Genomic DNA, 26,773 nt, shown 5'->3' on the forward strand with positions numbered 1-26,773 from the left:
CTTCCGGCACTTCTTTCAGCCAGTTTGCAATTATACAGGTAGGAGTAAACCAGTTCCAGGTGACGCGTGTCGTCAGCGCCAAGAGACGCAGGCGCAAGTGACGCGTGTGAAATTCCAGGTGGGGCCTTTTCCTAGGTAGGGAACGATAAGACGACCGGCCACTAACATAAGGCTGGTCGTCTCTTTTTTGTTCTCCTCAGAACATTAATTCTCATTCGCCTTCTCCAAACGAATGCCCTTGCCAAGCCTCAATGCTTCCTGAAGATAGAACTTGGCTGCACTGATATCGAATACGGCAAGGCCCATCGGGTTGAAGAACACAGCCTCTTCCCCATTACATGCATCCAGCTTATCATGACAAATGACATCCTCCAACGTCAGAACAGCGGACGGGAGCAAGCCGTACTGCAGATGCAGCCGCTCGATGTCCGTATTCTCCCGGCATACCTCCTGCCAATCATCGACCACAACCACGGGTACCTTCGCTACACTTTCCGGCTTATAATCTCTCAGCGATACATTGAGCAGAAGTGCCCCTTTTCTTGGGGGCTCGTCAATATATCTTTCGGCGGATACGGTGCACGTGATAAAGATATCCGAATTCCGGTAAACCTGCCGCCAATCGTCAGCGATCTCTATCTTGGCCCGGGCAGCTTCAGGCACGGTATCCATATCGATGGGTAACAAGTCATACAAGGCAATTCGCTCCAGTTTGTCACCAAATAGGGCGGTGCACATATCGAGATGCATCCGTCCGACAGGACCGCATCCGACAATGCCGCGCCGCAGCTTGGCCGATGGCCTCCCGGCCAGGAAAGCCTCCATCATTAAACCGCTGACGGCGGCTGTACGGATGGCGCTTAGCAAACCGCTATGAATAAAAGCGGCAGGCTCCCCGGTCGCAGGATCATTCAGGATCATCGTATTATGGGCTCTGGGCAGACCAAGCCGTCTGTTATTTGGAAAGCTTGCGATCCACTTGATGCCTGCCATATCGACGCTTCCGCCGACAAAGGCAGGCATAGCGATAATCCGGTTCGCCCGGTCGCGGAACCTCAGATAAGGCTTAAGCGGGTGAACACAGTCGCCTTCGGCCTTGATTCTTACCGTCTCCTCCATGAGTCCGGTTAACATCGGCCAATCGATTCCGATCTCGAGAATATGGCGGTCATGTAAATAAATCATTCTCTAGCCTCCATCTGAGGAACGTGGCTCTAGACCTAACTCCCGCCGCACCCAATCATCGTTATATACCGTGTCCAAGTACCGTTCCCCGCGATCCGGAAGGATGACTGCGCAGATCGAGCCCGCCGGGATGCTGTCCGCCAACCTGCGTACGGCGGATAGGACACCGCCGGAGGAGGCGCCGGCCAGGATCGCTTCCCGGCGGACCAAATCACGACAGCCCCGCACGCATTCTTCATCCGATACCTGTACGACTTCATCGGCTATGTCTGGGCGGTACAGGCCGGGCGTGATTCCGGCGCCCATGCCGGGGAGCTTGCGAGGGCCTTTCTCCCCGCCGAATATAACGCTGCCTATCGCATCCACAGCTACAATCCGGGTAGACCACTGCCGGCTTCGGATATATTCCATGCAGCCGCGAATCGTTCCACATGAGCTCGCAGCGCAAAATAAGTAGTCAACATTCCCCAGTTGTTCCCCTATTTCCCGCATGGTGGTCTCCGCGTGAGCCAAATAGTTATCCGGGTTCCCGTATTGGTTGGTCCAATAGGCCTGCGGCCATTGGCGAAGCAGCTCCTGTACCCTCTGAATCCGCGCCGGCAAGTATTCCCCTGTCTCCTCATCCGGTTTCGTTACCAGGCTGATTTCGCCGTGGAAGCTCCGGATGATCTGCTTGTGCTGTTCTGTCGTACGCGGGTCTACCACACAGATGAATCGAAGTCCCAGATAACAGCATAATTGAGCCAGGGAAATGGCTAGATTACCCGAGCTGGACTCGATCACGACGGTGTCTTTCGATATGTCACCGCGTCGTATCGCCTCGCGAAGCATATACAGGGCAGGCCTGTCTTTCGAGCTTCCTCCGGGATTCATCCATTCCAGCTTGCCGTAGACCTGGAACGGTTTATCTTCAAACAGCCGCTCGAGCCGGATCAGCGGCGTACCGCCGATCGCTGCAGCGATCCCCTCTTCAAGCTTCAACCCCATCACTTCTTTACTCATAAAATATTTTTTTGTTCTTGATGGACCCGGCTTGATAGGTATCCTCATAAGTGCCCCTTAGGACCTGAATCCCGTTGATGATTCCTGCCCGAATCATCATGCCGATTTCTGGAATGTGATTCTCTACATCGCACCTGATTTGCTCTATCACCGTTTCGGAGGCATCGGGGCTGAACAGGTACACGATAATCGCGTTCCCCGCGACCTTGACACGAACGCCCGCATTGGCTATGTGACGGTATACCACATTTTCAATATCGTAAATACTGATTTTCTCGCCATGCTTCAGATCCGGGCCAATTCGTTTCACGATGCTCCGGAAGCTTTGTCTTGGCGAGCCATCCACCAGGATCGGGCGAAGATCCCGAACCACATCGTAGGTCACATAACGTATAGCGGGGAACGCTTCTCTCACCGTCGACGTCAGAACAAGCACCCGTTCCCCCTCATCGGATAACGGATCGAGCCCCTCTTCTATCTCTTCCGGCTGCAGCCCTTCGGCTTCGATTCCCTCTGCGAACAGGTACCGTCCATGTTCATGCGAATAGTAGGCAATCGTACCGATCTCAATCGAGCCATACGTATCGGTGATCCCCTCTGTGCCTATACCGAGCCGCTGTGCCGCCTGGCTGAGCCAGGCCGGTGAAGCCATTTCCCCGACCAGAATGACATGGCGAATTCCGTAGGCCGCCGGGTCGGGAGATTCCAGAAGAATCCGATTTAGAATGGATGGCATGGTATACAGTACCTCAGGCTTCAAGCATGCCAACCGCTCCAGATGCTGCTGAATCGGCAGCCGGAAGGATATGGATTCGGCGTTCATTCCCAAGCGGCGGAATACTTCCACCGCCGTCGCTTCAGCATGTCCCGTTCCCATATCGGCTAAGGCGGTCCGGCAGTCATAGGGCCCCAAGATCGTCCGGTACACGTCAAGCTTAATACGCAGATAGTTCTCTTCGTCTGAACGGGAGTAATAAATGGACTTCCGCAAGCCGGAGCTTGTGCCGGACGTCTGGTAACGGTGGATATCGCTGCGCAGTGCCAGCGGATGGTCCGCCACATAATAATGGGCCTCCAGCACGGAAGCCGTCACCAACGGCAATTCTTCCCCTGCCGTAACCCCTGCCTCGCGCTCGAGCTGTGATCGAATCCATGATTGGTACCACGGCACGTAGGGCGCCATTCGGTCGATCGTTTGTTCTAAGTGTAAAGAATGACGCATTCCCATCGTTTCCCCTCATCATGGAATTCCGTTCAAGAATAAGAATGTATATAGGACGGCGAAGCCGTTGATCTTGCATCTGCCGCTTTGCTTTATACCTTATGCGGCTCTGCTGCTGGGCGTTCCTCCGGATTACGTCAATGGCCTAGGGATGATAACGTACATACACCTATATATAGATGTTTCATATCATGTAGGAACATAATATTCGGAAATGAGGCCAAACAGATGATAAGCAACCGGAAGGCTGTTTCGAGCAAGTGGGTTAAAACGCAGCTCCTGCTTCAAAGCCCGGAGTTATCTAGCTATGTACCCGCCACTTACCGGCTTACCCGCAGCCGCCTGCTGGCTATGTTGGCACGGTATGGAATGTTGTACTTGAAGCCGGATAGGGGTTCACTGGGCATTGGGGTTATGCGGGTGGAGAAGCGGGGGCGGGCTTTCCTATACCAAAGCGGCGTACAATCCTGTTCCTTCACTGCGTTTGAGGACATGTTCCAATCCTTGCAGCGTCGGATCGGAAGCAGGCCTTATCTTATTCAAAAAGGAATTTCCCTGTTGGCATACGAGGGACGCCCATTCGACTTCCGCGTGATGATCCAAAAGAACCCATCCGGCGCATGGGAGTCTACCGGTATCGTCGGCCGTGTCGCCCATCCTCATAAAGTGGTGACCAACGGGAGCCAGGGAGGCACCATATACCCTGCCCGCGATCTGCTGAGACCGAAGGCGGGAACGAAAAGAGCGGCCGGGCTCCTTCAACAGATGGACCGCTTGGCACGGCGGACCGCAGCTGAGTTCAGCCGGATATACCCTGCCATGAATGAGTTAGGACTGGATATCGCAATTGACCGCAACTTGGCGCCATGGATCCTGGAAGTGAATACCCGTCCCGATCCTTGTCCGTTCACCAAGCTGGACAATAAAGACAGTATCCGTAAAATGATTGCATACGCCAAGGCTTACGGAAGGCAGTACAATTTGGTATGCTCCAAAGCCAAGAGAGCTCCTAGATGCTGTGCGTCCAACCCAGCCAAACGGCCCCTGCGAAAATCACCTTAAACACAGCGGCGCTTCCGCCGTCTCTACTAGCTGCAGGAACGGCTCCCGCTCTTTACACCAGCCTGCTGTCTAATGAAATATAAGAAAACGCCTGGGATAACCAGGCGTTTCAGAGTGAAGATAACCTCCCTTCTGCCGATAGGGCAAGGGAGGTTATTGTCTTCTAAATAAGTGATTTCAAGGTGAACACTGTCGGTGCGATGACCGTTGCGTCGATTCAGCACCCGTTATCCCCTTCTTCATCCATCGCCCGCACCCACTGAACATGTTTTGTGCCCAGCTCGCTCGTCCAATCTGCAGGGCAAGGAGCATCCGTGACAATCACATCGACCTTCTCCAGCGGCATAATATAGGCAAACGTACTGATGCCAAGCTTGGAATGGTCGGCCAAGACAATGACCTCCTGCGCGATTTCGGCGAAAGTGCGTGACATGGAAGCTTCGCTCGGATCGAAGTCGGTGACGCCATGGGTAAGGGAAATCCCGCCAATGGACAAGAACGCTTGGTCGACACGGAACTGCCGGGCCATCTGTTCACAGATCGGACCGTTGACCGCCTGCTGCTCCGGCTTTAGTTCGCCTCCAAGCAGAATCACTTTGCCCGAAAATCGTTCCTGCCCTGCCAGCTCCAGCAGGCAAGCCGCGACCGACAGACTGTTCGTGAGCACAGTCAGCCTCATTTTCCCCCGGATCGCTTTGGCCAGTTCAAGCGGGGTCGTCCCTGCATCAATGGCAATGGTGCTGCCGTCTTGAACAAGCTCCGCCGCAGCCCGGCCGATGGCTTCTTTACCCGCCTGGTGGACCTTTTGTCTCTGCTCATAAGGGGCTTCCCTGTTGTGGAAGGTCGGCTTGACCGCTCCGCCGTATACCCGCTTGAGCTTCCCTTCCTTCTCCAGCGCGGCCATATCGCGCCGCACCGTCTCTGTGGAGACCTCCAATTGCGCCGCGAGCCCGACGACCATCGCTTTTCCTTCCCTCTCCAGCCAGTCTAGGATATACTGCTTCCGCTCTTCCGCTAGGAGGGACACTTACGCCTCACCCGATTCCAGCGGCTGACAATCCGCCCATTGCATCCCAAGATGGACGGCGGTGCCTGTCTTCAGCCATGTTCTCTGGCTCCCGTTTAAGGTATCCACGGTGACGGGAGTACCGTTCACCTGTACGGTGTATCGAATAATATTGCCAAGTACAGCCAGCTCCTCAATGCGGCCCGCTGTGTGCAGATCAGCATCTAGGCGGGATGTAGTCTCCTCGGCCGCCGCAGGAGAAATTCGAATCGCTTCGGGACGGATGGCCAGCGATTGGCTGCCCCTCTTCGCTTCCCCGCCCTGCCAGGAATGCAGCTGCGCTGGGGTCAGGATATTATAATGTCCGATGAAACGGGCAACGAATTCGTTCTGTGGATGGGTGTAGACCTGCTCTGGAGAGCCGATCTGCACGATACGCCCCTTGCTCATGATGCAGACGCGGTCCGAGAGGGTCAGCGCTTCTTCCTGATCATGCGTTACGAAAATCGTCGTCATCCCAAGCTCCCTCTGAATCCGGCGAAATTCGGACCGCACCTGCTTCCGGATTTGGGCATCCAGCGCGCTGAAGGGTTCATCCATCAGCATGAGCTTAGGCTCGACCGCCAGAGACCTGGCGAGCGCGACCCTCTGCTGCTGGCCGCCGGACAGCTCATACGGATACGACCTCATCTTATCCTCCAGCCCGACGATCCGCACCATCTCTTCCACCCGGCGCTGAATGTCCGCTTTTGATTTTCTTTTCATGATCAGTCCGAACGCAATGTTATCATAGACGGTCATATTGGGAAAAAGGGCATACGATTGAAACACCATGCCGACCTCGCGCTGCTTAGGCATCAGCGAGGTGATGCGCCGCTGGTCCAGATAGATTTCCCCCCGCTCCATCGGCAGCAGGCCGGATATACATCGGAGCAGCGTACTTTTGCCGCAGCCGCTAGCTCCAAGCAGCGTTAGCAGCTCCCCTTGCTCCACATGGAGATGCAGTTCATGCAGGACTGTCGCTGTTTTGAATGTATGTGAAATGCCCTCTAAACGTAAATAGCTCACGAGATGTTCCCTCCGCTGGCTCCGAACAGTCGCTTACTAAGGCGAATCCATAGCACGGACAGGAGCAAAATGATTAGAAAGTATGCCATAACGACAGCGCTGGCCAAGTGGCCGCTCTCGTTCAGACGGCGGTACAAGTAAATTTGAATAGTCTCGAATTGGCCTCCGATCAACAGATTCGCAAGTACGAATTCCCCGAACAGCACCGACAGGGACAGCAGGGCCGATACACTGACACCGGGCAGGATCGCAGGTAGAATAATACGCCGGAAGGCGGTCGCGGTATTCGCCCCAAGCAGTTCAGCCGCCTCCATGAGCTCCACGGAGTTCACGGTGCGCAGACTGTTGCGGATCCCCTGATACATGTACGGGAGAATCGCCACAAAATAAGAGCCCAGGAGGATCCAGACCGTACCCGAGATGGCGATGGGCCCCGAGGAATACAGCTTGATTAATCCGACGGCGGCGACGACCCCGGGTACCGCATAAGGAAGGAGAACGAGCATTTGCAGCAGGCGCTCCCAGCGGGGGGCGTACACCGTGATGACGAACACCGCAGGCAGCATAACAAGCAGGCATACCGCTATACTGGCAATGCAGATCCAGATTGTGCGCAGCAGCGCTTGTCCGAACCGGGCATCATGAACCAAATCGACATACCAATGAAGGGTCCACGTCTCGGGCAGCACGGTCGTCTGCCATTGCCCCGAGATCGAATAAAGCAATGTCGCGAGGAGCGGTATGAATAAATAGATGATCGCGATAACTAAAATGATGTGCGGCCATCTTCGGCTGCTCTTCATTGCAGGTCCCTCCTTACCCGGCGCATGAACCTCTCGTTCGCCCACATCGCAAGCACCATCATGGCCCCGAGCAGCACAGCAAGGGCACAGCCTAAAGCTGGCCTGGTTACGACATTGCCGGCAACCAGAGCGCCGATGCGGATCGCAAGCAAATTATAATTCCCTCCAACCAGTGCGTAAGCCGTCGCATAGGCGCCCATCGCATTGGCGAACAAGATTGTGAAGGTTCCGGCAATGCCCGGAAGCAGAATCGGGAGTGCAATTCGCCGCCAGAACGACAAACGACCGGCTCCCAGCAGGGAAGCGGCTTCCTTCCACTGCTCGCGGATGCCATAGAAGGAGGGATATAACAGCAGCGCGCCTAGCGGCAGTTGAAAATAGACGTAGACCAGCGCCAGCCCCGTCCACGAGTAGAGATCGAACCCTTCGAATACGGACCAGCCCCAAGTTTTCAGCAGAATGGTAATGACCCCGTTATTGCCCAGCAAAATAATATACGCGAACGCCAGCGGCAGTCCGGCGAAGTTAGAGGTCATATTCGAAATCGTAAGAACGGTGTTCCTTGTCGTGTCAGACGACCTCGCAATAGCGTAGGCCAACAGCAAGGAAGCGGCAATGCCGACCGTACTGGAGTAGAACGAGATCAAGAGGCTGTTCGTAATCGCCTTTACATAGAACGGATTCGTGGTTGCCGTAACATACTGCTGCAAGGTGAAGGCAGTGCCGTCGTCCGTCCGAAAGCTGTTCAGGATCATCGCGGCTGTCGGGAGCAGCTCGAACAAAAGAATGAGTAACAAGAGTGGTAGAAGCGCGATAACCATTGTGATTGGACTTATTTGTCGATGATTCATGAACGGCACAGCTCCTTAGAAAAAACAGCTACCTTCTTCTTGCGAAAGAAGGTAACTGCCGGTTGGCTTACATTAATTTAAGTTCACCAATACTTTTTCTTCCCACATCTGAGGGATCGCTTTCGAGGCGGCGTCCCAAGCTTTGAAGTCTTTGATCGGCCTGGCATTCTTATACTGATCGATAGGGATCATCTTGCTGGCTACATCGTCAGGAAGCTTGACATCGTCGCGGATCGGGCGGGCAAAGCCTTTGGCGAGGTTAATTTGACCGGCATCGCTAAGTATGTATTCTCTTGTCAGCTTCGCAGCGTTCGGATGCGGAGCGTATTTGTTGATAATGGTCGCATAGCCCCCAATAACGCTGGCCTCTTTGGGGATGACGATATCGTAATCATTCGATTTCAACTGGTCTTTGTAGCCGAGTGCATTGAAATCCCATACGAGGGCAACCTCGACTTCCCCCTTCTCGAAGTTCGCCACTTTTACTTCCGATAAGGAAATGCGCTTCTGTTTGGACAGCTTCTCGAAGAAGTCGATGCCTGGCTGAATGTTCTTCTCGTCGCCGCCAAAAGCCATCGCAGCTGCCAATATAGCCGTCTGTGCCTGGGATGCTTTGGCCACATCACCGATGGCTACTTTGTAATCGCCTTTTAGAATATCGTCGAAGCTCTTCGGTGGATTCTTGACCAGCTTCGTATTCGTCATAATCGCAATGGTACCTTGATAGCCGACAACCCAGTTGCCGTCTTTGTCCTTCGCCCATTCCGGGATTTTGTCCCAAGTGCTGGGCTTGTACGGTTGAACTACACCCTTCTCGACGGCTACCGATGTGAAGGCCATTCCCACGTCGCCGATATCCGCCGTAGGCTTGTCCTTCTCCGCTTCGAACTTCGCAATCTCTTCGACGCTCGACATGTCGGTATCGGTATGCTGAATCCCATGCTTGGTTGAGAGCTCGTTCCAAGTGTCTTTCCAATTGGCCCAGGTGTCAGGCATGCCCACGCTCACGACCTTGCCTTCCTGCTTGGCCTTCTCGGTAATTTGGTCCAGCGTCATCGTCTTGTTCGCGTCCTCCGCAGCTGCGGGGGTCACCGATGCTGCAGGCGCGGCCGTTGTGCCCGCCGTCTTCGAATCCGTCGCGCCGCATGCGGTAAGCACACTGAGCAGCGCAGGTACGACCATAAGGCTAATTGCTCTGCGTTTCATTCTCTTGCTACCTCCGATTTTTTACTTTTGTGGTTTGTTGTGAGTTTCTGTAGTTTGTTGTCTAAGTTCATCATATGCCCCATTTATTATCGCTGATTGAGATTCATTTGAAGTTTAAGTAAAGCCTACCTCCTGACGTCATCAGAATGAGTGCTATTCGGCATCAAAACATTGTTTGAATGATTGATGTGAACTGGAAAAGCAGCTATCACTGGGAGCGATAGCTGCTTTATACGTGTGCTTAAAGAATAGAATTTGCTCAACGTGATTCCTCAAACTGATCCCGAATAGCGCTCAACACGTCTTCCCAGAGCAGCTTCATCTGCTCCCGCGTAACCGGATGATCAAGATGTTCCTGGTGGAAACTGATCGTCGTTTTGTCCGGTTGATTGGACAGCAGCCGAATTTGCAGAGTGGACGGCTCTTCCCACTCCCTCTTCTTCCATCTTAAGCGGAGCTGCCGGTACGGTTTGACGACCCGGAATTGGCCGGAAATGCCTTCCTCGGAATGAAAGGCTTCCCCCTCGCGAAAGGACAAGGGCGATACGGTACCGATCCACAGCTTCAACCCTTCTGCTGAGGTCAGATACGTCCATGCCTGCTCTGGCGAGAGCAGCAGCGTTCTTCGAACCCCTACTTGAAAGCCCACGGAAGCCGTTAGACCGACAACCTTGTTCGATGTGGACAATCTGCTTTTCATCGTATCCCTACTCTCAGTATGTTGGTTAGCACTCACTATCTATCATACAAATCCATATTTAGGGACGTACCCCCCGCACGAACAGCTCGATACTCGACTCTATAAATGCTGGCAGGGTTACCTTCGTAATCGTGGACGCACCGAATAGCTGTGTCATGAAGGCCCCGTAATTCATCCACATAAACGTAATCGCCTGTGTTTCCGCATCCGTGAGGATCATTTGATTCCTGCTTTGCATGTCATTAAAATATTTCGTTAACAGCTCCAGCATTTTACGCGGATGCTTCTGTGCCTTCTCGCGGATCTCGATCAATTCGTCGTCGCGTAAGACGATGAGGAACAACTTACGGTTACGGTCCATAATTTCATGATACATCCGGCTAATTGTAAGCAGGTCCTTCCTCAGATCCCAAGCGACATTCTCGTTAAAGATTCGGGTCATTTCAATCGAATAATGATAACGGTCAACGGCTTTCTCCAGCAAATTGAATTTGCTGCCGAAGTTGCGAAACAATGTCATCTCGCTGACGCCCGCCGCTGAGGCGATTTCCTTAGTCGATACGCCTTTGTATCCTTTCTCAGCCATTAAGTCAATGGCAGCCAGCATCAACCGGCTTTTATTATCCAATGTCTTCTTGTCTTCCAAATCATCACCTTCCAAGCACGGGTAGAACGACACTATGATAGTTAGTGATAACTAACACATAATATGTTTATAATATCCATTTTTGTTATATTTGTCAATGGCCCCGTGCGGGCTTTAATCGGAAGCTGGCACACGAAAACCTGCTTCCCGTAGCGCACATCTTCCGATCGCCGATTTGACTCCGTTCACTTTCTTCAGTATCGGTTTCGACGAATGTACTAGAGGGGCGACGCTCGTAGAATTAGGGATACATAATGGGAAAGATAGCCATAATAAAGGCAGGTAAATTTTGAAAATCATGAATCCAAAGACAGAGGAAACGGTCGAATATTAAATCATCATATTTTTTAACTATGCGGGCTATTACTGCCCATGGATGGAGGCGGCCACTTGAATATCATCCGCGAACTGTCCCTCCCGTCATTAAGGATGCCGCTTATACTGACCTTCCTCGGCATGGCCGCGGCCATTTATCCGTTGTCCTTTCTGTACGGGATCGAACTCTATTTCATCCATGCCGCTGCGTGGTTTGCCTATCGCAGGCATTCATACAGCGCAGCGTTCGCCGTATCTCTTACCGGAGCCGCAAGCGGCATCTTTCTTTGGGGACATACTCCCCTGCTGGCACTGTTTCCGCTGGAAATTATGGCGGTTCACGCACTGGTCCTCCGGTTCGGGTTCCCGCTTGCCGGCGGCGCCCTGCTCTATTGGTCCACACTCGGCCTGCTGCTTCACGGGGCCGGCTACTTTTGGGTTACGAACGGGGAGCCGAAATTCTGGATGCTCGTATTGCTTTTCCAGGCGGGCAGCGGTCTGTTGAACGTCGTTATCGGCGATATTGCGGCAGACTATATTCCCCGCCTGCGGCGGCTGGAGATGCAGACAGACCGCCCTGTATGGCGTATCCAACGGATATGGTTCCAGCTGTGCGTCATCCTGCTGGTTACCCCGCTTAGCATCTTCCTATACCAGAGCGGCCATTTTACTTACCGGGAAGTGCTGGCCTCGACAGCCGGACAATTTGAGTCCATGGCCTTTCATTTGAACCGAAATATCAATGCGATGTCCGAACAGGATCTTCACGATCTCAAGGTGCATTCCACCCTTCAAAAGGCGGCGCTTCATACGCTGTTCGCTAACCTGACGCTGCAGTCGGATATAAAGCTCACCCTTGTCGACGAGGAGAACAGGGTCATTGCCGCTAATGAACGGTCCGTTCAGCAGTTATCCGGGGCATATGATTGGCGGAGCGGAGGTGAGATCAAGCCCCTCCCTCATGGGCTGCAGCTCTGGATGCCCGGAGACGTACCGGACTACAATACGATATCCAGGTGGGAAGGCGGCAAATTCGCAGCCTCATATACACTGGAGAGGCTGCCGTATAAGCTGATCGCTGCCCTGCCGATCGCTCCTTTTCAGCAGTCCGTGTTTGCTATGTTTATCAAGAGCCTCATCCTCGCATTCGCCTTGATTCTCGTGTCCGCACTGCTTGCGCTGTGGGCGACCCGCCGGTTCTCTCATTCGCTGTCCGAGCTCGCCGACTTCTCGACGGATCTCCCCCGCAAGATCAGAACGGAGTCTCTCTTTGCGTGGAAGCAAAGCCGGATTCACGAGGTGAGCATGCTTAGTAACAATATTGCGGAGATGTCCCGGGAGCTGTCCCGGATGTTTCATGACATCAATGAAAGTGAAGAAAAGCTGCGTATTCTTGTCGACTTCGATACGCTCACAGGGCTCGCCAACCGTCATAGCTTCTCGATCTATCTCCCTTCCGTCATCCGGGGGGCTCAGCAGGGGGGCGGCCGTGCCGCCTGTCTGTTTATCGATCTCGACCGGTTCAAGTCGATCAACGATACATACGGTCACGAGGCCGGTGACACTTTTCTTCGGGAATTCGGGGCGCGGCTCGGACGCTTCAGCTCCGATGGTGTCAAGGTTTTCCGCTTGGCCGGTGACGAATTCGTTATCGTACTCAGCGAACCGCTGCCAGATGACCTGAAGCAGTGGGCGGACGGCGTCCAGCGCATGCTCGCCGAGGGCAGCGTGCTGCTGGACGGCCACCATGTGCCCATCTCTTTCAGTGCAGGGCTCGCCGTTTATCCGGACCATGGGCCCGATGCGGACAGCCTGGTCAGAAGCGCGGACACAGCTATGTATCAGGCGAAGGTATCGGGCCGAGGCCGCGTCCGAATGACAGCGGACCCGGATCATCCCATAGAGGAAGGAGAAGCGCCGCCATGAAAGCAGTCATTCATAGTATTCTGGTTGCCGCACTGCTCATCGCTGCCGGCTGGCATGCAAAGAGGGGCGGCACGGCGCCACCGGAGGGCGGGAAGTCCGACAAGGCAGCTTCAGAATGGACAGCAGCGGAAGACGCCCGAGGTCCAGTCAAGCTGAAGATATGGATGCCGGATCCCATGCTGGAAACCGAAATCCGCGATTTCCAATCCAGCAATCCGAATATTGACATAGAAGTGGTCAGTCTGGCAGGCAGCACGCGGATTACGGAGCGATACCGCGAGGCGCTGGCTTCCGGCAGTGCGCCGGATCTGCTCGTATTGACGCACGGGATGCTGGGATCGTTCAATGGGATTGAAGAGCTCGCCGATCTGTCGGACAGTCCGCTCCCGCTCGCCGAATATAGGGAGCAGATGGGAGAGTACCTATGGAACATCCACCGGTCGCTCGACAGTAAACGCCTCATCGCCGTCCCTTTCCAGACGCACCCCAACGTTCTGTTCTACCGGGCCGACCTGTTCGAACGGGCCGGATTTCCGTCAGAACCGGACCAGCTTGCCGCATTCCTTGAGGAGCCGGATCATGTGGTCAATCTCGTATCTTCACTCAGCGAGAACGGGATCTCAACCATTCAGTGGAACCATGATTTTATTACCGTACTGAGCACCGGGAATTATATGTTCAGCCCTTCGTTCGAGTTCCAGCGAATGTCGGCCATGTACCGTAATGCCGCGTCGGTGTCCTTCCGGACCAAAGCCTATATAGCCAACACATCCATATGGTTGCCTGAAGGTCATGCGATGCTCAAGGAGGGCAGGCTCGCGGCCGTTATGATGCCGGACTGGGGCGAGAATCAACTGGCGGAGTGGCTCCCTGAACAGGCCGGCCTCTGGCGCGTCACGCGTCTCCCGCTCGGGGGATCAAGCATTGACCTGGTTTCGAGCAATTCCATTGCGGTTACGGCACAGAGCAGGAACAAAGCAGCCGCTGCAAAGTTTCTTGACTATCTCCGGAGATATTCCGGAAGCCTGAACTGGGATAATTCCACCAGCCCCTCACCGTTTCTCGGCGGTCAGCTCTCGAAACAGCTCTATCTGAAGCTCACACTTTCACAGCCCGTTACGACGATTCCAACTCCCTTGGACCCGAAGGCGTTCGACCGCTGGAGAACGTCAATGGAGATGGCGATTGATCAGAACATACCGCCCGAGGAAATGCTTGAAAGCGCAAAAAACGACGTCTTGGATGTACTGGCTGTCCCACTGGAACAGCTCCGGGAGTTTAGCTCGGATTGGCATTCTGAACAGTAACATTAGGAAGATGAGGATGACCGGCCATGAACTTCTTGTCTTTGTAGAAGAAGTCCATAATCCGGCGCACATTCGACTCCACACTGTCCGTAAGCGTATCGATCGTGATTTCCGGATGCGCCGGCGGTTCGTAGACATCGGAAATACCGGTAAACGCTGCGATCTCCCCTTTTCTCGCTTTTGCATATAAGCCTTTCACATCTCGGCGTACACATTCTTCTAGTGGACAATGCACATACACTTCAACGTAGGACTCCAGCTCTGCCCGTGCATAGTTCCGCATTTCCGCATAGGGCGCGATCATAGAGATGATCGTCGTCACCCCATTGCGGTTCAGCAGCTTGCTAATATAGACGGCTCGGCGAATATTCTCGAGCCGGTCTTCTTTGCCGAACCCAAGCTCTCGTCCTACCTCGCGTCTAAGCTCATCGCCGTCCAAGCATTCGACTCTAGCGCCTCTTTCCTGGAGAGCCGCTGTCAGAGCTATGGCCGTCGTTGTTTTACCAGAGCTTGGAAGTCCTGTTAACCATATTGCCTTCCCGACCAATGGCTCTGTCCTCCTCTACGATAACATAGCGATCCTCTCAAGTAGGCGGTCTCCGTAAATACGCTCGAACGGCTGCCCCTCCATGTGGATATAGCCTATATAACAATCACATTGCTTCATCCGGCACGGGCTTTCTTTTGAGATGCCTTCCAGCCCATGTTTATACAGATTGCCGATCACTTGCCGATCCTTATAGCAGCGCTTGACGCGCCCGTCTCCTTGGACATAAAACACATGGTGTCCGGCACGGCACGGCTTGCCCAGACTGTCGTAATCCTTGGCATTATGTACAAAATAGGGGTCTATACGGCTCAAAAACGCTGTATCCTCGGCAGAATAATAATCCCGTTTATCTTTGTAGGCGTTCACCCACATATACACATCTTCAGGCAATGCCTTCCTTAGGGAAGAAATGGAGTGGAACGCGCTCTTGACACCGACACAACCTACACTGAAGTGGATTTTTTGTTCGTAGAGTTTGCCGCATTGCCGTAAGAATCGCTCTTCCTCCGTCTGCCCGGGATGGTAGGTAACCCAGAATGCAGCTGTTACCGGGTTCAACTCGCTCGTCCAATCGAGATTAGCGGATAAGTTGGTTTGGATAGCGACTTTATCCACGTGGTGCATATGCGACAGCTGAGCCAAGGCCTCCCTGTACCAACGATGCGTAAGCCCTTCGCCATAAGGGTTGAAGAACACGGACAGCTGATGTCCGCTGTCCTCTTGATTCCTAACCCAGTCGACAAAGGTCTGCACCTGCAGCCGGTCCTTCGCCAATGTCTCCTGGCTATCCGTGTTCTTGCTAAAAGGACAGTACGGGCAGTCGTAATTGCACGAGCTTAAGCTCCCGCGGAAATAAATCGTCGCTTTCATGAGAGCACACAGCTTTCCATGCGCGCCCGGATATCCGGGGAGATGAACCAATCTCCGATGGCGTCGGAGTACATAAGCCCTTCTTCCGTCAGCCGCAGTACCTCTTGCTCTACAGCAGCAAGGTCCGTATGCAGAAGCAGATTCAACTCGGGATAATCGGCGAGAACGGACGCTCCGAACCTCTCCGCATAGCTGCTCAACACCAAGCCTTCCGTATGAAGCAGCGCTTTCAGGATGAAGCGGCGCTGTTGGTCATCCTTGCTCAGCACAATGCCGTAATCGGCATGGGTGTAATCGGCTGCAGCCACGTAGTCGGCTATGATGCTTGCTGTGGCTGAACGCCCTACGCTGTATCGCGAGGAATAATGGACCGATCTTGTGTAGGATCGCGCACCGCAGCCGAGTCCGACCATCCCTTCCTCCTGACAGCCATAAGGAAGCAATGGCTTCGCCGAACCCGCTTCCGCTTTGGCGAACCTCCGCATCGAGTACTGGGTATACCCGTGCGCAAGCATACGTTCCCGCGCCGCGCGGTAGAACCTTACCCTCTGATCCTCGCCGCTCTGCCTGATCTGCTCCGGCTTTACAATCGTGTGCTCGCGGGTGTACAGCGGATAAATAAAGATCTCCTCCGGCTCATAGGACAGCGCTTTATCCAGCGAATACATCCATGTATCAAGGGTTTGACCGGGAAGGCCGTAGATCAAATCCAAATTAAGGATCGGAAATTGGTACTGCTTGAGCTGTTCCAGAGCTCTTTCGACTTCCTGCGGCTTCTGCGGACGATAGATCGCTTCCGCTTCCGACTCGATGAAGCTTTGGATGCCCATGCTGACCCGGTCCACCTGCCTGCTCTTTAGAATGGCCAGGCGTTCGGAGGTTACCGTCTCGGGAGATGTCTCTACCGAGATGGAAGCTTGAAGCGGATCCACGCCTATGACATGCTGGGCAATATGAAACAACCGGTCAAGCTGGCGGGGTTCGAGCAAAGTCGGCGTTCCGCCTCCGATCGCGAATCGGGCAACCGGCTTATTCTGAAGGAACGGCGCCCATTGTGCAGCTTGTCTTTCCAAGGCATCCACATACTGGGCATGCACATCGGCTCTCTTGTCAGGCAATGTGAATAGATTGCAGAAGCCGCAGCGGGCCCCGCAAAACGGGATATGCATATATAAAAAGAACGTATCTGCCAATTCCTGGCTCCACAGATCGGAAAGCGGCAGCCTCGTCTCGAGTTCTCGATAGGAAGTTTTGTGCGGATAAGAGTACAGATAAGACCGGTAAGGATCTAGTGTCAGGTTATCCTTCCAGCTGCGCAGAGCTTCCGGGTTCTGGATGATGTCCAAATCAGTAGGGTGGACCGTATGGCTCATAATTGATCTCCTCTTCTCACCTTACAAAATAAATTCGCGATAAGGCACGTTCCATACGACCTCATGGGCAAGCCTGTGGCCGTTGTAGCCATCTTCACCGAAGGCGGTGCCGTGATCGGAGAACGCCATGCAAAATACAGGCCGTTCCCGTTCTCTGAATTCCTGAAATAATCGGCCAAGCTCGCCGTCAACATATCGGAGTGCCGCGCGCTGCGTCTCTACCGAGTCTTTCTTCGCTCCGGGCACAAAATAATGATTCGGCCCATGAATCGCTGAAATATTCATAAACAGAAACAGACGCTCCGTCTTCTCCGAATTGTGCAGCAGCTTGATGGCATGGTTCACCTGATGCTCGGTAGAGCGTGGATTCGTAACCCCAAAGTTCATTCTCCAATAGCTTTCCTGGAAATAGCCGGGAAGCACTTTGGCGAGCGGAACTTTTTTGGTGAAAAAGATGACGCCTCCAATACAGATCGTACGGTAGCCCTCTGCCTGCAATCCGGACACGATATCCGTCGAATCAAATTGCCATGTATAGGGATGGATCTTGAATCCCGTATTCTTCGAATGAAATAATCGAACATGCTCTGACTTATCGGTTGTAGCCGGGGTGGGCAGAAATCCGCCGAAGAAAGCATGATGCGCCGCATAAGTGAAGCTGCCCGGCGTGTGCCGAAGTTCCCAAGGTCCGCTGCCGCACAGGTTCGGGCAGTTGTCTTCCTCCATGACGGCGGCGTCATAGCGCAGCGTATCCAGTGTAATCATGAGAATATCATGACTGCCTACAATTTCATTCATGTTAAACATGGTGGTGATCCCCTTCCATTGAGATCCTCGAAGGGAGTGAAGCCATTCTCATTTCCCATTCATAGGGGTCATGTCCTTCATAATGACTATGATACAGCAAATCTCCGAACGGATTGACATCGAGTACATAGGGCCGAAAGGACGTGCTGCTCAATAATACATCGATGCCCGCGACGGTAGAATGTGGAAAGGCCGCTAACGTCTGTTCGGCACATTGCCGCACGGCAGCCTGAAGCTCGTCAGGCAGGCCAATTGCATCCAAGCTGAGCCGGTCGCTATCGAGATGCAAGTTCGTTATCGGTGTTCGGCTTGCCCTGGCAATACTGTGACAAGCCTTACCGGCTACCACAAGCTGCCGGATATCATAAGCGCGATCCTGATAAGATGCTTTCGGAATCCATTGCTCTATATGAGCGCCATGCCCTAATAACCAGTTGATGATTTGGCGGATGACAGGGCGTTCTGTGTAGGTCACCAGCTTTTTGACGTTATAGAATAACGGAGGTCTGGTTTGATAGCTCTGCACACCAATCGTAGTCACGGCCGATTCTGCCCCTGTAGCGGGGTTGACTTGGTACGCCATGACGCCGCACGCGCCGGAGCCTGATGCCAGCTTAATAAATAAACGGTGCATCCGCTCATTCACCATAGCATCCCGCAGAGTATTGTAATCCGCAATGGCTTCCGGCGAAGCTAGTCTTCTGGGCACCGGCAATCCAGCGGATGATAAGATCTGGTGCGTGTGCCTCTTATCGAACATCGCGGCTATTTCCTCAGGAGCATTCATCCATCTCGGCGTATTCCACAGCTGTATGGCCTCCCTGTCCAGTCGGGACAACAGCCTGCAATACCCGCGAAACCACTGGGAAGGATGATACAGCTTGCCCTTGATTTCCTTCAAACCATGGGCCGTCCTAACCGGAATAGGCTGAACCACGCTCTTGTTATACCCCACCCATCGCTCGTCTATAGGGAGGCTTGCCGCATCAGGGGCGCCAAGTGCTATAAGCTCACGTTCCACTTCAAAATGCTCCCCTGGCGCGTCGAGCCGAAGCAAGGGCGGTTCATCCATCGTCCCCCGCCCCAGACTTTGTACAATCGAACTCAAGGATGCTTGTCCCTGCAGCACATCGATATAATTCAAAACAAGGGCTGGGGGTAACCCCAGCCGAGCTCTCGCCGCTTGCAGTCCGGTTGTTCTTCTATTATCGGAATTGCCAATGACAATCATCGATTGCATCTTTATTCCGTCAAGGAAGGATAGCGGTAATCCTCGTCATCCTCCGCATCCTGCTGATCGCTGATATCTACGCTCAGGCCTGACTGCTTCCACCGATTCATCATTTCATCCGACATGTAATGATGGCTTAAATCAAGATGCTCCAGTTTCTTTATCTTCTCACTGTTGATCAGTGCTTCAGCGCCAGCATCCGTTAACGTACCCAGGGAAAGATCCAGCGTATGTAGTCCATCAAGAATAGGCGCATTGGCTACTGCAATCGCAATTTGGTCTTGAATTTCGCTGTTTTTGAGCCCAAGATAGGTAAGCTGGGGGAATTTTCCGGGCTCGATCAGCGGGAGAACATCTTCGAGGCTCCCGTCGAATCCATAGTTTTCCACCCCTAGATACAGCTCCAGCTTTTTGAGGTTTTTGAAGCTGCCTTCGCTAATGCTGGCAAGGACGTCTTTGCCAAGCCCGCCGCAAATGATCGTAAGCTCCTCCAGCTTGTCATGGCGAGCAGGATCCAGGCTGAGCCCTGTGCTTCCTTGAATCGTGAGTGAGCTAAGCTCGGGATAAGCAGATAGAATCGGGCCCAGGTTGGATTGATTAATCCAAGAGACCTCGCATTCTTCTGAGGACATATCGCCAATAAACAAGCTGCGCAGCTGTGGAAAGCGGTCTTTCAACCGAACCAGCGCTTCGACAATTTCACTGGAATCATTCTCGTAGGCGCCGCCCCAGTCACCGATGATGAGGCTTTCAAGCTGTAAGCTCTCTTCTTTGTCTGCAAGCTCTTCTATTAAACTTACGATTTCGACTCCATTCTCGTATTGATCATAATCGACAGATAGTTTACGCACGGGCATAAGACGACCTCCTGGAAATGAGTACTAGCCTTTCTTATTATAAGAGTCACTCTTGCGAGTTTCAAATGTACCTTCGGCAGCACCAGATCGACGAGGGATACGCCGTGTTTATGTGTAACGTTTTATTTTATCGGGAGCGGTAAAGCATAATGGCCAAACGCTTTATCCAACAGGGCAGCTGCCTCCTGCCGAAGCAAAGGCTGGTTGGAACGGAAATCGACGGTGCCATCGGCCTGTACGATGGTATCCGGATCGATAACGCCCTGCGAAACCAGCGCAGTAACGGCCTCAACCGCCCACGCGTCCGTTTGACCGCTCAATCGGACTTCGGACGCCGGCTTGAGTGCTTTCAGGTTTTGAATCATGACCGCTGCGGTTTGCCTTGTCATGCCCGCATTCGAGTCCAATGGAGGGAGACCGGCTATCATTTGCTTTTTCGTTCCTTCAATGGCATAGGGGAACCCATACATTCCATGGGCACGAAACAGCGCGTCAGCAAACTCGCCTTGCGTCATGATTGCCTGCGGCTCAAAGTTGCCGCCCGATTTTGCTCCCATGATATCCAGGGCATGCAAATCGTCAATGAAGCTTTTATGTTTGTTTTCCTCCGCTACATCGGGAAACGGCGGCTTCCTATGGATTTTTCGCGAATCCGATCCCAGGTGAAATCCCTCAAAATTGTCGTAATAAAAATATTCAATGGATCCGCGATGGTCTTTTTTAAATGCCAGCTTATTGCCGGATTCGTCTTCAAACAGCAGCGGAGTAATCATCTGGAAGGTGTGCTTGCCCGGCGTCCCTGTCTCCATCTGCAACGTCCCGTCGGCGTACGAAAATTTCGATTTCAAGAAATGAAAGCGCGTATTCTGATACAGTCCGACGTATTTCTCCGCATCCTTTTCAGCCAAAGGGACATACACAGGTTTCTCCGGCTGTTTCGTCTGAGGAAAATAGTGATCCATAAAGGCTTCATATACTTCCAAACTCATCATCGTATCATTATTGTACGACATATAAAATGCGGTGTTCTTCTCGGGTACCAAAACGATCAAAGATTGATGGCCCGTCATATTCCCGCCCTTCAAAACGACATGCTGGCCATTCGCCAGTTCTTTGCGGTAGCCTTCGAATCCCCCTACGGTGGTGATCGGAATGCTCTTATCGGCGAAAATCTGATACGTGTGCATCTGCTCGGCCGCCTTTTCGCTGACCAACCGCCGGTCTTCGTATTTTCCTTTTTGCAGCTGCATAATCAAGTACTTGGCCATATCATCGCCAGTCGATATGATGCTCCCCTGCGGCCCGTCGGTCGGGGCAGTTCCTTCGACCGGAATCAGGTCGCCGGCCGGATTATAGTGAGCGGCCATGCGATCGAGAAGCTTCGGGATGATACGTACGCTGGTCGAATTCATGCCCAGCGGCTTGAACACATTCTTGTCCATGTACTGATGGAACGGCATGCCGCTTACATTTTCTATCGCATATCCCGCTAACAAGAAAGCAAAGTTATCGTACGTATAAGCTTCACCGGGAGGCCGGACCACCGTAGGCATATGATCCAGGAGGAACTGCTTCATCGGGATGTCCTTATCTACATACTCAGGCCCAATAAAACTTGTACTATCTGGTAAATCAACCCCGCTCGTATACGTAAGCATATCAAACATGGTCAGTTTTTTTTCGGTCTTGTTTGGAATCTTCATTCCTCCCAAGTACGTTTGGATGTCCTCATGAAGGTCAAGTTTCCCTTGATCGGCAAGCTGCATGGCGGCCAATCCGGTGAATGTCTTCGAAACGGAACCGATTTGGAAGACGGTATGTTGATCGACAGGAATTTTCTTTTCCAGATCGGCATAGCCATACCCCTTGTTTACCAATACCTTGCCATCCTTGACAACAACAAAATTTGAACCGTTGACATTGTATTTTTTCATTACCTCTGCAAATAAAGAATCGGCAAATGCCTCTGCTTCCTTGGTATCCTGCGGGCCATCCAGGTTCGGTTGTTCCGTTGCCTGTTCCGATACAGGTATGCTATCGGATGGGGTGCATGCCGTCATCAGGGCCGCACACAATACTAGCGCCGCCAAATTCAACTTGGGATTCATTTTGCTCATGGTTTGTTCTCCCTCTCGTCTTTTGTTTCGTGAAACATCGGTTCGCTTCTAGCCTGTCCTCCTTCTCTTGGGCTAGTATGGCAAACCACGTGTCATAGGAGGGAGTGATTTTCTGTCACCGTTTTTTTTATCCCGCGCCCCGCAAGCGAATTCCCTGCCGGGATGACAGAATGTCATATGACATTCATGCTGGGCAAATGCACCGGATAAATAAAAAAGCACGGATCTGGTCCTTTTTTCAAAGGTACAAACCCGTGCCGTCTTCCCAAACCATCTATATTTGATTTCCGAAAACTCTTTGTAAAGCCTCATCCCGATTGCGAACGCCCAGCTTGGCATAAATCGTGGAAGCATAATTGCGGACGGTTCCTTCAGATAAATACAATTTGGCCGCGATCGATTTATAACGAAGCCCCTTGGATAAACACAGCAAAATATCCATCTCCCGCGGGGTCAACCCCGAAGGAGGAAGCGGTTTGTCCGGCTCTGCCGGTTGCTCCCTAGAAGCTCCTCCATAGTTTTGAATCAATTGGCTGGTGACATCTTGGGCGATCATTCTCACCCCGCGATGCACAAGACGTATCGTTTCGGAAAGCTCCTTCGGCTCCGAAGACTTTAATAAGTACCCGTCGATTCCGCTCCGCAAAGCTTCCACAGCTTTTTCGGTCTCTTGAAATGTGGTCAAGATCAGCACACGGACACCCGGATACTTTTGCTTCATTCGTTTGGCCGCTTCCACACCGTCCATACGGGGCATATGTAGATCCATGAGAACGACATGTGGGCGAAGCCGCTCGCATTGTTCCACCGCCTGCTCCCCGTCCTCCGCAAGTCCCACGACTTGGAGATCTTTTTCTCTCTCCAACATCACTTGAAGGCTCTCCCGGATGTATGGCTGGTCGTCAACCAACAGCAGCCGGATCGCCTCCTCCTGCTGCTCCACTTGCCTGGGCAATGTGCAGGTCACGACCGTTCCTTCGTCCGGATTCGAGTGAATGGACACCTGTCCCTGCAAATCGGAAGCGCGCTCCTTCATCGCCGTTAAACCAAAACCCGCCCGAAGTTCTTCGGTACCCACCCCGTTGTCCTGCACTACCAGTCGAATCTGCTTCTCCTCAAACTGCAGGCGAACCTCAATTTCACCCGCCTGTCCGTGACGTGCGGCATTTGTCAGCGATTCCTGCAGACAACGGTACAGGGTCATCTTGACCTGTTTGGATACCTGAACCTCATCGCCTAGTATCCTTATTCGAACCGTCACTTTAGTCAGCGCTTGAAACTCCGCCGTCAATGCCTGCAACGACTCTACAAGGGTAAGAGAATCTTGTGCAGCGCCAACCTGATGCAAATATTGACGGACCTCATCCAGACTGCCGCGGGTTAGTTTTACCAAGGAATCGAGTTTCCGCTCCCCTTCCGGGGTGTTCACTTCCAAGCGTAACGTTTCAAGCCCCATCATAATGGAAGTAAAGGAATGTCCCATGGTATCATGAAGATCCTTCGAGAGCCGGTTTCGCTCTTCCGCCAATGTCATTCGCGCCACTTGCGACGAATAGTGTTCCAGCACGGCATATTGATCACGAATCATTTGACTTTGCCGATGGTTCACAACCAGCAATTGAAAGGCAAACCCTACCGCGTAAATGAGGCCGAATTGGAAGATCATGGTTAGCAGGCTGCCTGGTTCAGACAGTTCCGCAAATAAGGCGGGGAAGACCAAGATGGTCATCGGGCCAGACCAACGGTATGACTTTTGGGCGCTATTGCTGGCAATCATAAAAGCCGGACTTAAAAAAGCCACGTAGGCTTCGGGGAACAAGGAGACCATGTATAGGCATAATCCCCCTGATATGACCATTTCCGCGATCAGGTAATACGTATAGTGCCTTTGTAAACAAACCCAAGGAATGAAAAAAGCCGTGATCCCCCACAGAGCCCCTAACCAGAAAGGGACAGTCAACTTTTCAGAAACATGTTCCATTGTAAAGAGAAGAGAAACGAAAAGGATGGTCCGAATGACGAACATCATCCAGTCATACCAATACCAACGCTTGATAAAGTCCAGCAATTCATCACCCTCGTTGCGTTCATTGCGTTTTTTTCTAAGCGGCGGACGGTTTCTTAATCCGAGGGAATACGACGAGTCTTTTTTGACCCGCCGGCAGTTTCCCTCTCGCCCGCTTCCCATAACGGCATCCTTAGGACCTATGCCGTTCCATCCACGCGGCGGCCCAGTCGACCAGCGGCCGCTGTTCCAGTAACCGGACGTCCGCACCGCCAATTCTGTGGACTGCAAGTCCCTTCTCCCGCTCGTACTCGTCCCCGAGGCGCAGGAAGTCGCTGTCGTCTACGACTTGGGTCGTATAAGTGACCCACTCTCTCCTGCCGCCTACCCGCATGGCACTGCTCTCTTCCGAGTATCGCTTGGAGGGGAACCGAGCCCGGGTTTCCGCCAAGTGCAGCGAAGTGTTCTTGTCATGCCCTACGCCGATCAGGAGCACATACCCGCTGCGCCGGTACAGCCTCTCGAGCGGTGATCCGTCGCCGAAGATGTTGGAGAGGTCATGCCCTTCGGTGAGCTCTTCCGCGTACCGGCCGACCGCTGCGAAGGAGCGGGCCGGATGGTCCGACCTCCGGGCGCCGGGCCACTTCCGGAGCATCTCTGCTGCGGCCCCCATGCCTACTGCGGGAGTAATGTCTTTATCATAAGCGGGCCAGTGTGCGCGGATGACCGGCCAGCTCTCTACGGGAGCCTCCCAGTGCACACCGGCAGCCGGGTCAAGGTTACGCCAGGTCTGGGATGGCATCAGGAGCGTTCCCTCCTCCCCGACCACCTCGAGCAGCGACCGGATCAGCGTCTCGGCCCCTCCGACCACATACCCAAGCCGGCTTAGCGACGCATGGACAATGACCGCGTGTCCCTGCGCCAGGCCGCATTGTCTCCATCCCTCTGCCAGGTCCGCTTGCGTCAGTACCGCTTTCTTTTCAACTGATTCTTCCATGTTCTGGGGCCTCCTTCTACGTTGCTTGTTCTTCGCCCAAAGAAATAACCCCGCTGAGATCAGCGGGGTTGTCACCGGATGCGTCCGGGAAGCATTGCCCTTTGGTTTACACGTCTATCTGATTCCGGATTATACCAGCAGGTGAGGCTGTTGCGCAATAGCCCAAACGGAGGAACATGTAGTTCCAGTGGGCTTGAACTCCCAAGGCCTGCAAAAAAAATGGGATTGCGCCTTCAGGAAGATTATGCTATTTTTGTTCTCGTGGAAACCGGTTTCCTGTAAATTTCATACCCTTGGGGGGCTCATACGATGAGTTTGAATTGTTCACGCAAGCTGTGGATCCGTAGTGTCACGGCCGTTCTTCTCGCATGCTCGCTGTCCGGCTGCAGTCTGAACGGCAGCGGCTCCTCCGGCAGTCATGCCGCCGACTCCCCCGCCCCGGAGCAGACGGGAGCGCAGAGCGCTGGATCCGCCGAAGCGGCTGAGCTGATGCCCGAAGCGGGGGCAGCGCTAACCATCTGGGAAGAGAAGTCGGAATCCGCCTTCCTGCTCCCTGCACTGAAAGCGTTCGAAGCGAAGTTCGGCGTCCCGGTTACGATGGAGGAAGTCCCGTCGCCCGACCAGCCGGGCAAGCTGGCGAACGACGGTCCGGCCAACCTCGCGGCGGATGTTGTGCTGCTGCCGCATGACCGGCTGGGGGATGTAGCCAGCGCCAACCTGGTGCTTCCCAATGATGTGCTCGCGCAGAGCATCCGTCAGACGAAGCTTGAGACCGCTGTGCAAGCGGTTACCTTCGGCGGTATCCTCTACGGCTACCCCAAATCGATAGAGACGTATGCGCTTTATTACAACAAAGACCTTGTCAAGCAGGCCCCCCGCACCTGGGAGGAGATTGCCGAGTTCGCCCGCACCTTCAATGACCCCTCCACGAATCGGTACGCCGTCATGTGGGAGAACAAGAGCTTGTATTATAACTACTCGTTCATCAGTGCCCTCGGCGGTTACGTCTACGGCAAGAACGGTACAGACCCTTCGGACATCGGCCTGAATCTTCCGGAGGCGGTGGAAGGTATGACCTACTTCCAGAGTCTGAAGTCCATTCTGCCTGTGCAGACGGCCGATGTCACCTATGATGTGAAGACGCAGCTGTTCCAGCAGGGCAAGTTGGCCTTCAACATCGACGGCCCTTGGTCCGTAGGGAGCTTCCGGAATCAGGTCAACTTCGGTGTCGCTCCCCTCCCCCAGCTGCCCGGGGGGAGGAACAGCATCTCGCTCTCCGGCATTCGTGCCTACTATGTGAATTCGTATACGAAGTACCCGAACGCCTCCAAGCTTCTGGCTGATTTTCTGACGAACAAAGAGAATGCGCTGGCCAACTTCAAGGCCACCGGCAGTATCACGGCCGACAAAGAGGCAGCGGAAGATCCCCTACTGAAGAAGGATCCAGTTGTAAGCGGTTTCTTGGAACAGTTCGGTCATTCCCATCCCATGCCCTCCCTTCCCGAGATGGCTAATGTCTGGGCTCCCGTGGAGGCCGCCATCTCCGCGATATGGAATGACAAGGCGGACGTACGGACTTCCCTGGACAAGGCGGTCCAGACGATCCGGGACCAGAATCAGAAGCAGTCCCCCCACAAATAAGGATCACCCTACCCTTACGACCTTTT

The 26,773-nt window shown here is 53.4% G+C and carries 23 protein-coding genes; 4 read left to right on the forward strand and 19 right to left on the reverse strand.

Annotated elements, in window-relative coordinates; genetic code table 11:
- Positions 1-204 precede the first annotated feature (204 nt).
- From O9H32_RS17700 to O9H32_RS17710, 3 genes are read right to left on the reverse strand one after another with little or no spacing between them, the layout of a single operon-like run.
- Complete coding sequence (locus tag O9H32_RS17700) at positions 205-1,185, reverse strand: 2,3-diaminopropionate biosynthesis protein SbnB (RefSeq protein WP_269867451.1); 981 nt, start codon at positions 1,183-1,185, stop codon at positions 205-207.
- 3 nt (positions 1,186-1,188) lie between these two features.
- Complete coding sequence (sbnA, locus tag O9H32_RS17705) at positions 1,189-2,187, reverse strand: 2,3-diaminopropionate biosynthesis protein SbnA (protein WP_269867452.1); 999 nt, start codon at positions 2,185-2,187, stop codon at positions 1,189-1,191.
- Complete coding sequence (locus O9H32_RS17710; RefSeq protein ID WP_269867453.1) at positions 2,180-3,409, reverse strand: phenylacetate--CoA ligase family protein; 1,230 nt, start codon at positions 3,407-3,409, stop codon at positions 2,180-2,182. The genes sbnA and O9H32_RS17710 overlap by 8 nt, the downstream gene beginning before the upstream one ends.
- 228 nt (positions 3,410-3,637) lie before the next feature.
- On the opposite strand from O9H32_RS17710, the gene O9H32_RS17715 reads away from it, so the two are divergent.
- Positions 3,638-4,471: a YheC/YheD family endospore coat-associated protein gene (locus O9H32_RS17715; protein ID WP_269867454.1), complete on the forward strand. Its 834-nt coding sequence runs from the start codon at positions 3,638-3,640 to the stop codon at positions 4,469-4,471.
- A gap of 217 nt (positions 4,472-4,688) precedes the next feature.
- Here O9H32_RS17715 and O9H32_RS17720 read toward each other — a convergent pair whose 3' ends face one another.
- The 7 genes from O9H32_RS17720 to O9H32_RS17750 form a co-directional block, all read right to left on the reverse strand.
- Positions 4,689-5,498, reverse strand: coding sequence for a DeoR/GlpR family DNA-binding transcription regulator (locus O9H32_RS17720; RefSeq protein WP_269867455.1), 810 nt, complete (start codon positions 5,496-5,498; stop codon positions 4,689-4,691).
- Positions 5,499-6,545 (reverse strand): ABC transporter ATP-binding protein, encoded by a 1,047-nt coding sequence (locus tag O9H32_RS17725; protein ID WP_269867456.1) that lies wholly within the window; start codon positions 6,543-6,545, stop codon positions 5,499-5,501.
- Positions 6,542-7,348: an ABC transporter permease gene (locus tag O9H32_RS17730; protein WP_269867457.1), complete on the reverse strand. Its 807-nt coding sequence runs from the start codon at positions 7,346-7,348 to the stop codon at positions 6,542-6,544. Before O9H32_RS17730 ends, O9H32_RS17725 begins: the two co-directional genes overlap by 4 nt.
- Entirely contained in the window at positions 7,345-8,199 is an 855-nt protein-coding gene (locus O9H32_RS17735; RefSeq protein ID WP_269867458.1) for an ABC transporter permease, read from the reverse strand. Before O9H32_RS17735 ends, O9H32_RS17730 begins: the two co-directional genes overlap by 4 nt.
- 72 nt (positions 8,200-8,271) lie before the next feature.
- On the reverse strand, positions 8,272-9,405 hold the full coding sequence (locus tag O9H32_RS17740) for an ABC transporter substrate-binding protein (RefSeq protein WP_269867459.1): 1,134 nt from the start codon (positions 9,403-9,405) through the stop codon (positions 8,272-8,274).
- 259 nt (positions 9,406-9,664) lie between these two features.
- On the reverse strand, positions 9,665-10,105 hold the full coding sequence (locus O9H32_RS17745) for an SRPBCC family protein (protein ID WP_269867460.1): 441 nt from the start codon (positions 10,103-10,105) through the stop codon (positions 9,665-9,667).
- Between the two features lie 58 nt (positions 10,106-10,163).
- Entirely contained in the window at positions 10,164-10,751 is a 588-nt protein-coding gene (locus O9H32_RS17750; RefSeq protein ID WP_269867461.1) for a TetR/AcrR family transcriptional regulator, read from the reverse strand.
- A 390-nt stretch (positions 10,752-11,141) separates the two neighbouring features.
- Between O9H32_RS17750 and O9H32_RS17755 the strand changes: the two genes are divergently transcribed.
- Together O9H32_RS17755 and O9H32_RS17760 are read left to right on the forward strand one after the other, a co-directional pair.
- Positions 11,142-12,992, forward strand: a complete 1,851-nt coding sequence (locus tag O9H32_RS17755) for a GGDEF domain-containing protein (protein ID WP_269867462.1) — start codon at positions 11,142-11,144, stop codon at positions 12,990-12,992.
- On the forward strand, positions 12,989-14,299 hold the full coding sequence (locus O9H32_RS17760; RefSeq protein WP_269867463.1) for an ABC transporter substrate-binding protein: 1,311 nt from the start codon (positions 12,989-12,991) through the stop codon (positions 14,297-14,299). Before O9H32_RS17755 ends, O9H32_RS17760 begins: the two co-directional genes overlap by 4 nt.
- Here the strand turns inward: O9H32_RS17760 and cysC are convergent.
- The 9 genes from cysC to O9H32_RS17805 form a co-directional block, all read right to left on the reverse strand.
- Positions 14,271-14,846, reverse strand: a complete 576-nt coding sequence (gene cysC / locus O9H32_RS17765) for an adenylyl-sulfate kinase (protein WP_269867464.1) — start codon at positions 14,844-14,846, stop codon at positions 14,271-14,273. The genes O9H32_RS17760 and cysC overlap by 29 nt on opposite strands.
- 15 nt (positions 14,847-14,861) lie before the next feature.
- Positions 14,862-15,719: an STM4011 family radical SAM protein gene (locus tag O9H32_RS17770; protein ID WP_269867465.1), complete on the reverse strand. Its 858-nt coding sequence runs from the start codon at positions 15,717-15,719 to the stop codon at positions 14,862-14,864.
- A complete protein-coding gene (locus O9H32_RS17775) occupies positions 15,716-17,092 on the reverse strand; it encodes an STM4012 family radical SAM protein (RefSeq protein WP_269867466.1) in 1,377 nt (458 codons plus the stop codon). The genes O9H32_RS17770 and O9H32_RS17775 overlap by 4 nt, the downstream gene beginning before the upstream one ends.
- A 21-nt stretch (positions 17,093-17,113) precedes the next feature.
- The gene (locus tag O9H32_RS17780; protein WP_269867467.1) at positions 17,114-17,899 is read right to left on the reverse strand and encodes an STM4013/SEN3800 family hydrolase; all 786 of its coding nucleotides are present in this window, start codon (positions 17,897-17,899) and stop codon (positions 17,114-17,116) included.
- Complete coding sequence (locus tag O9H32_RS17785) at positions 17,892-19,139, reverse strand: STM4014 family protein (RefSeq protein WP_269867468.1); 1,248 nt, start codon at positions 19,137-19,139, stop codon at positions 17,892-17,894. The genes O9H32_RS17780 and O9H32_RS17785 overlap by 8 nt, the downstream gene beginning before the upstream one ends.
- Positions 19,140-19,141: 2 nt before the next feature.
- On the reverse strand, positions 19,142-19,987 hold the full coding sequence (locus O9H32_RS17790; protein WP_269867469.1) for an STM4015 family protein: 846 nt from the start codon (positions 19,985-19,987) through the stop codon (positions 19,142-19,144).
- A gap of 122 nt (positions 19,988-20,109) precedes the next feature.
- Positions 20,110-22,104, reverse strand: coding sequence for a beta-lactamase family protein (locus O9H32_RS17795; protein ID WP_269867470.1), 1,995 nt, complete (start codon positions 22,102-22,104; stop codon positions 20,110-20,112).
- Positions 22,105-22,378: 274 nt separating this feature from the next.
- Entirely contained in the window at positions 22,379-24,133 is a 1,755-nt protein-coding gene (locus O9H32_RS17800; RefSeq protein ID WP_269867537.1) for a helix-turn-helix transcriptional regulator, read from the reverse strand.
- A gap of 169 nt (positions 24,134-24,302) precedes the next feature.
- Positions 24,303-25,106 carry an aminoglycoside N(3)-acetyltransferase gene (locus tag O9H32_RS17805; protein ID WP_269867471.1) on the reverse strand — a complete coding sequence of 268 codons (804 nt, stop codon included), beginning with the start codon at positions 25,104-25,106 and terminating at the stop codon, positions 24,303-24,305.
- Between the two features lie 309 nt (positions 25,107-25,415).
- Here O9H32_RS17805 and O9H32_RS17810 point away from each other — a divergent pair, with 309 nt between their 5' ends.
- Complete coding sequence (locus O9H32_RS17810) at positions 25,416-26,747, forward strand: sugar ABC transporter substrate-binding protein (protein ID WP_269867472.1); 1,332 nt, start codon at positions 25,416-25,418, stop codon at positions 26,745-26,747.
- Positions 26,748-26,773 lie beyond the last annotated feature (26 nt).

The organism is Paenibacillus caseinilyticus (genome assembly GCF_027533645.1).
Lineage (GTDB): Bacteria > Bacillota > Bacilli > Paenibacillales > NBRC-103111 > Paenibacillus_G > Paenibacillus_G caseinilyticus.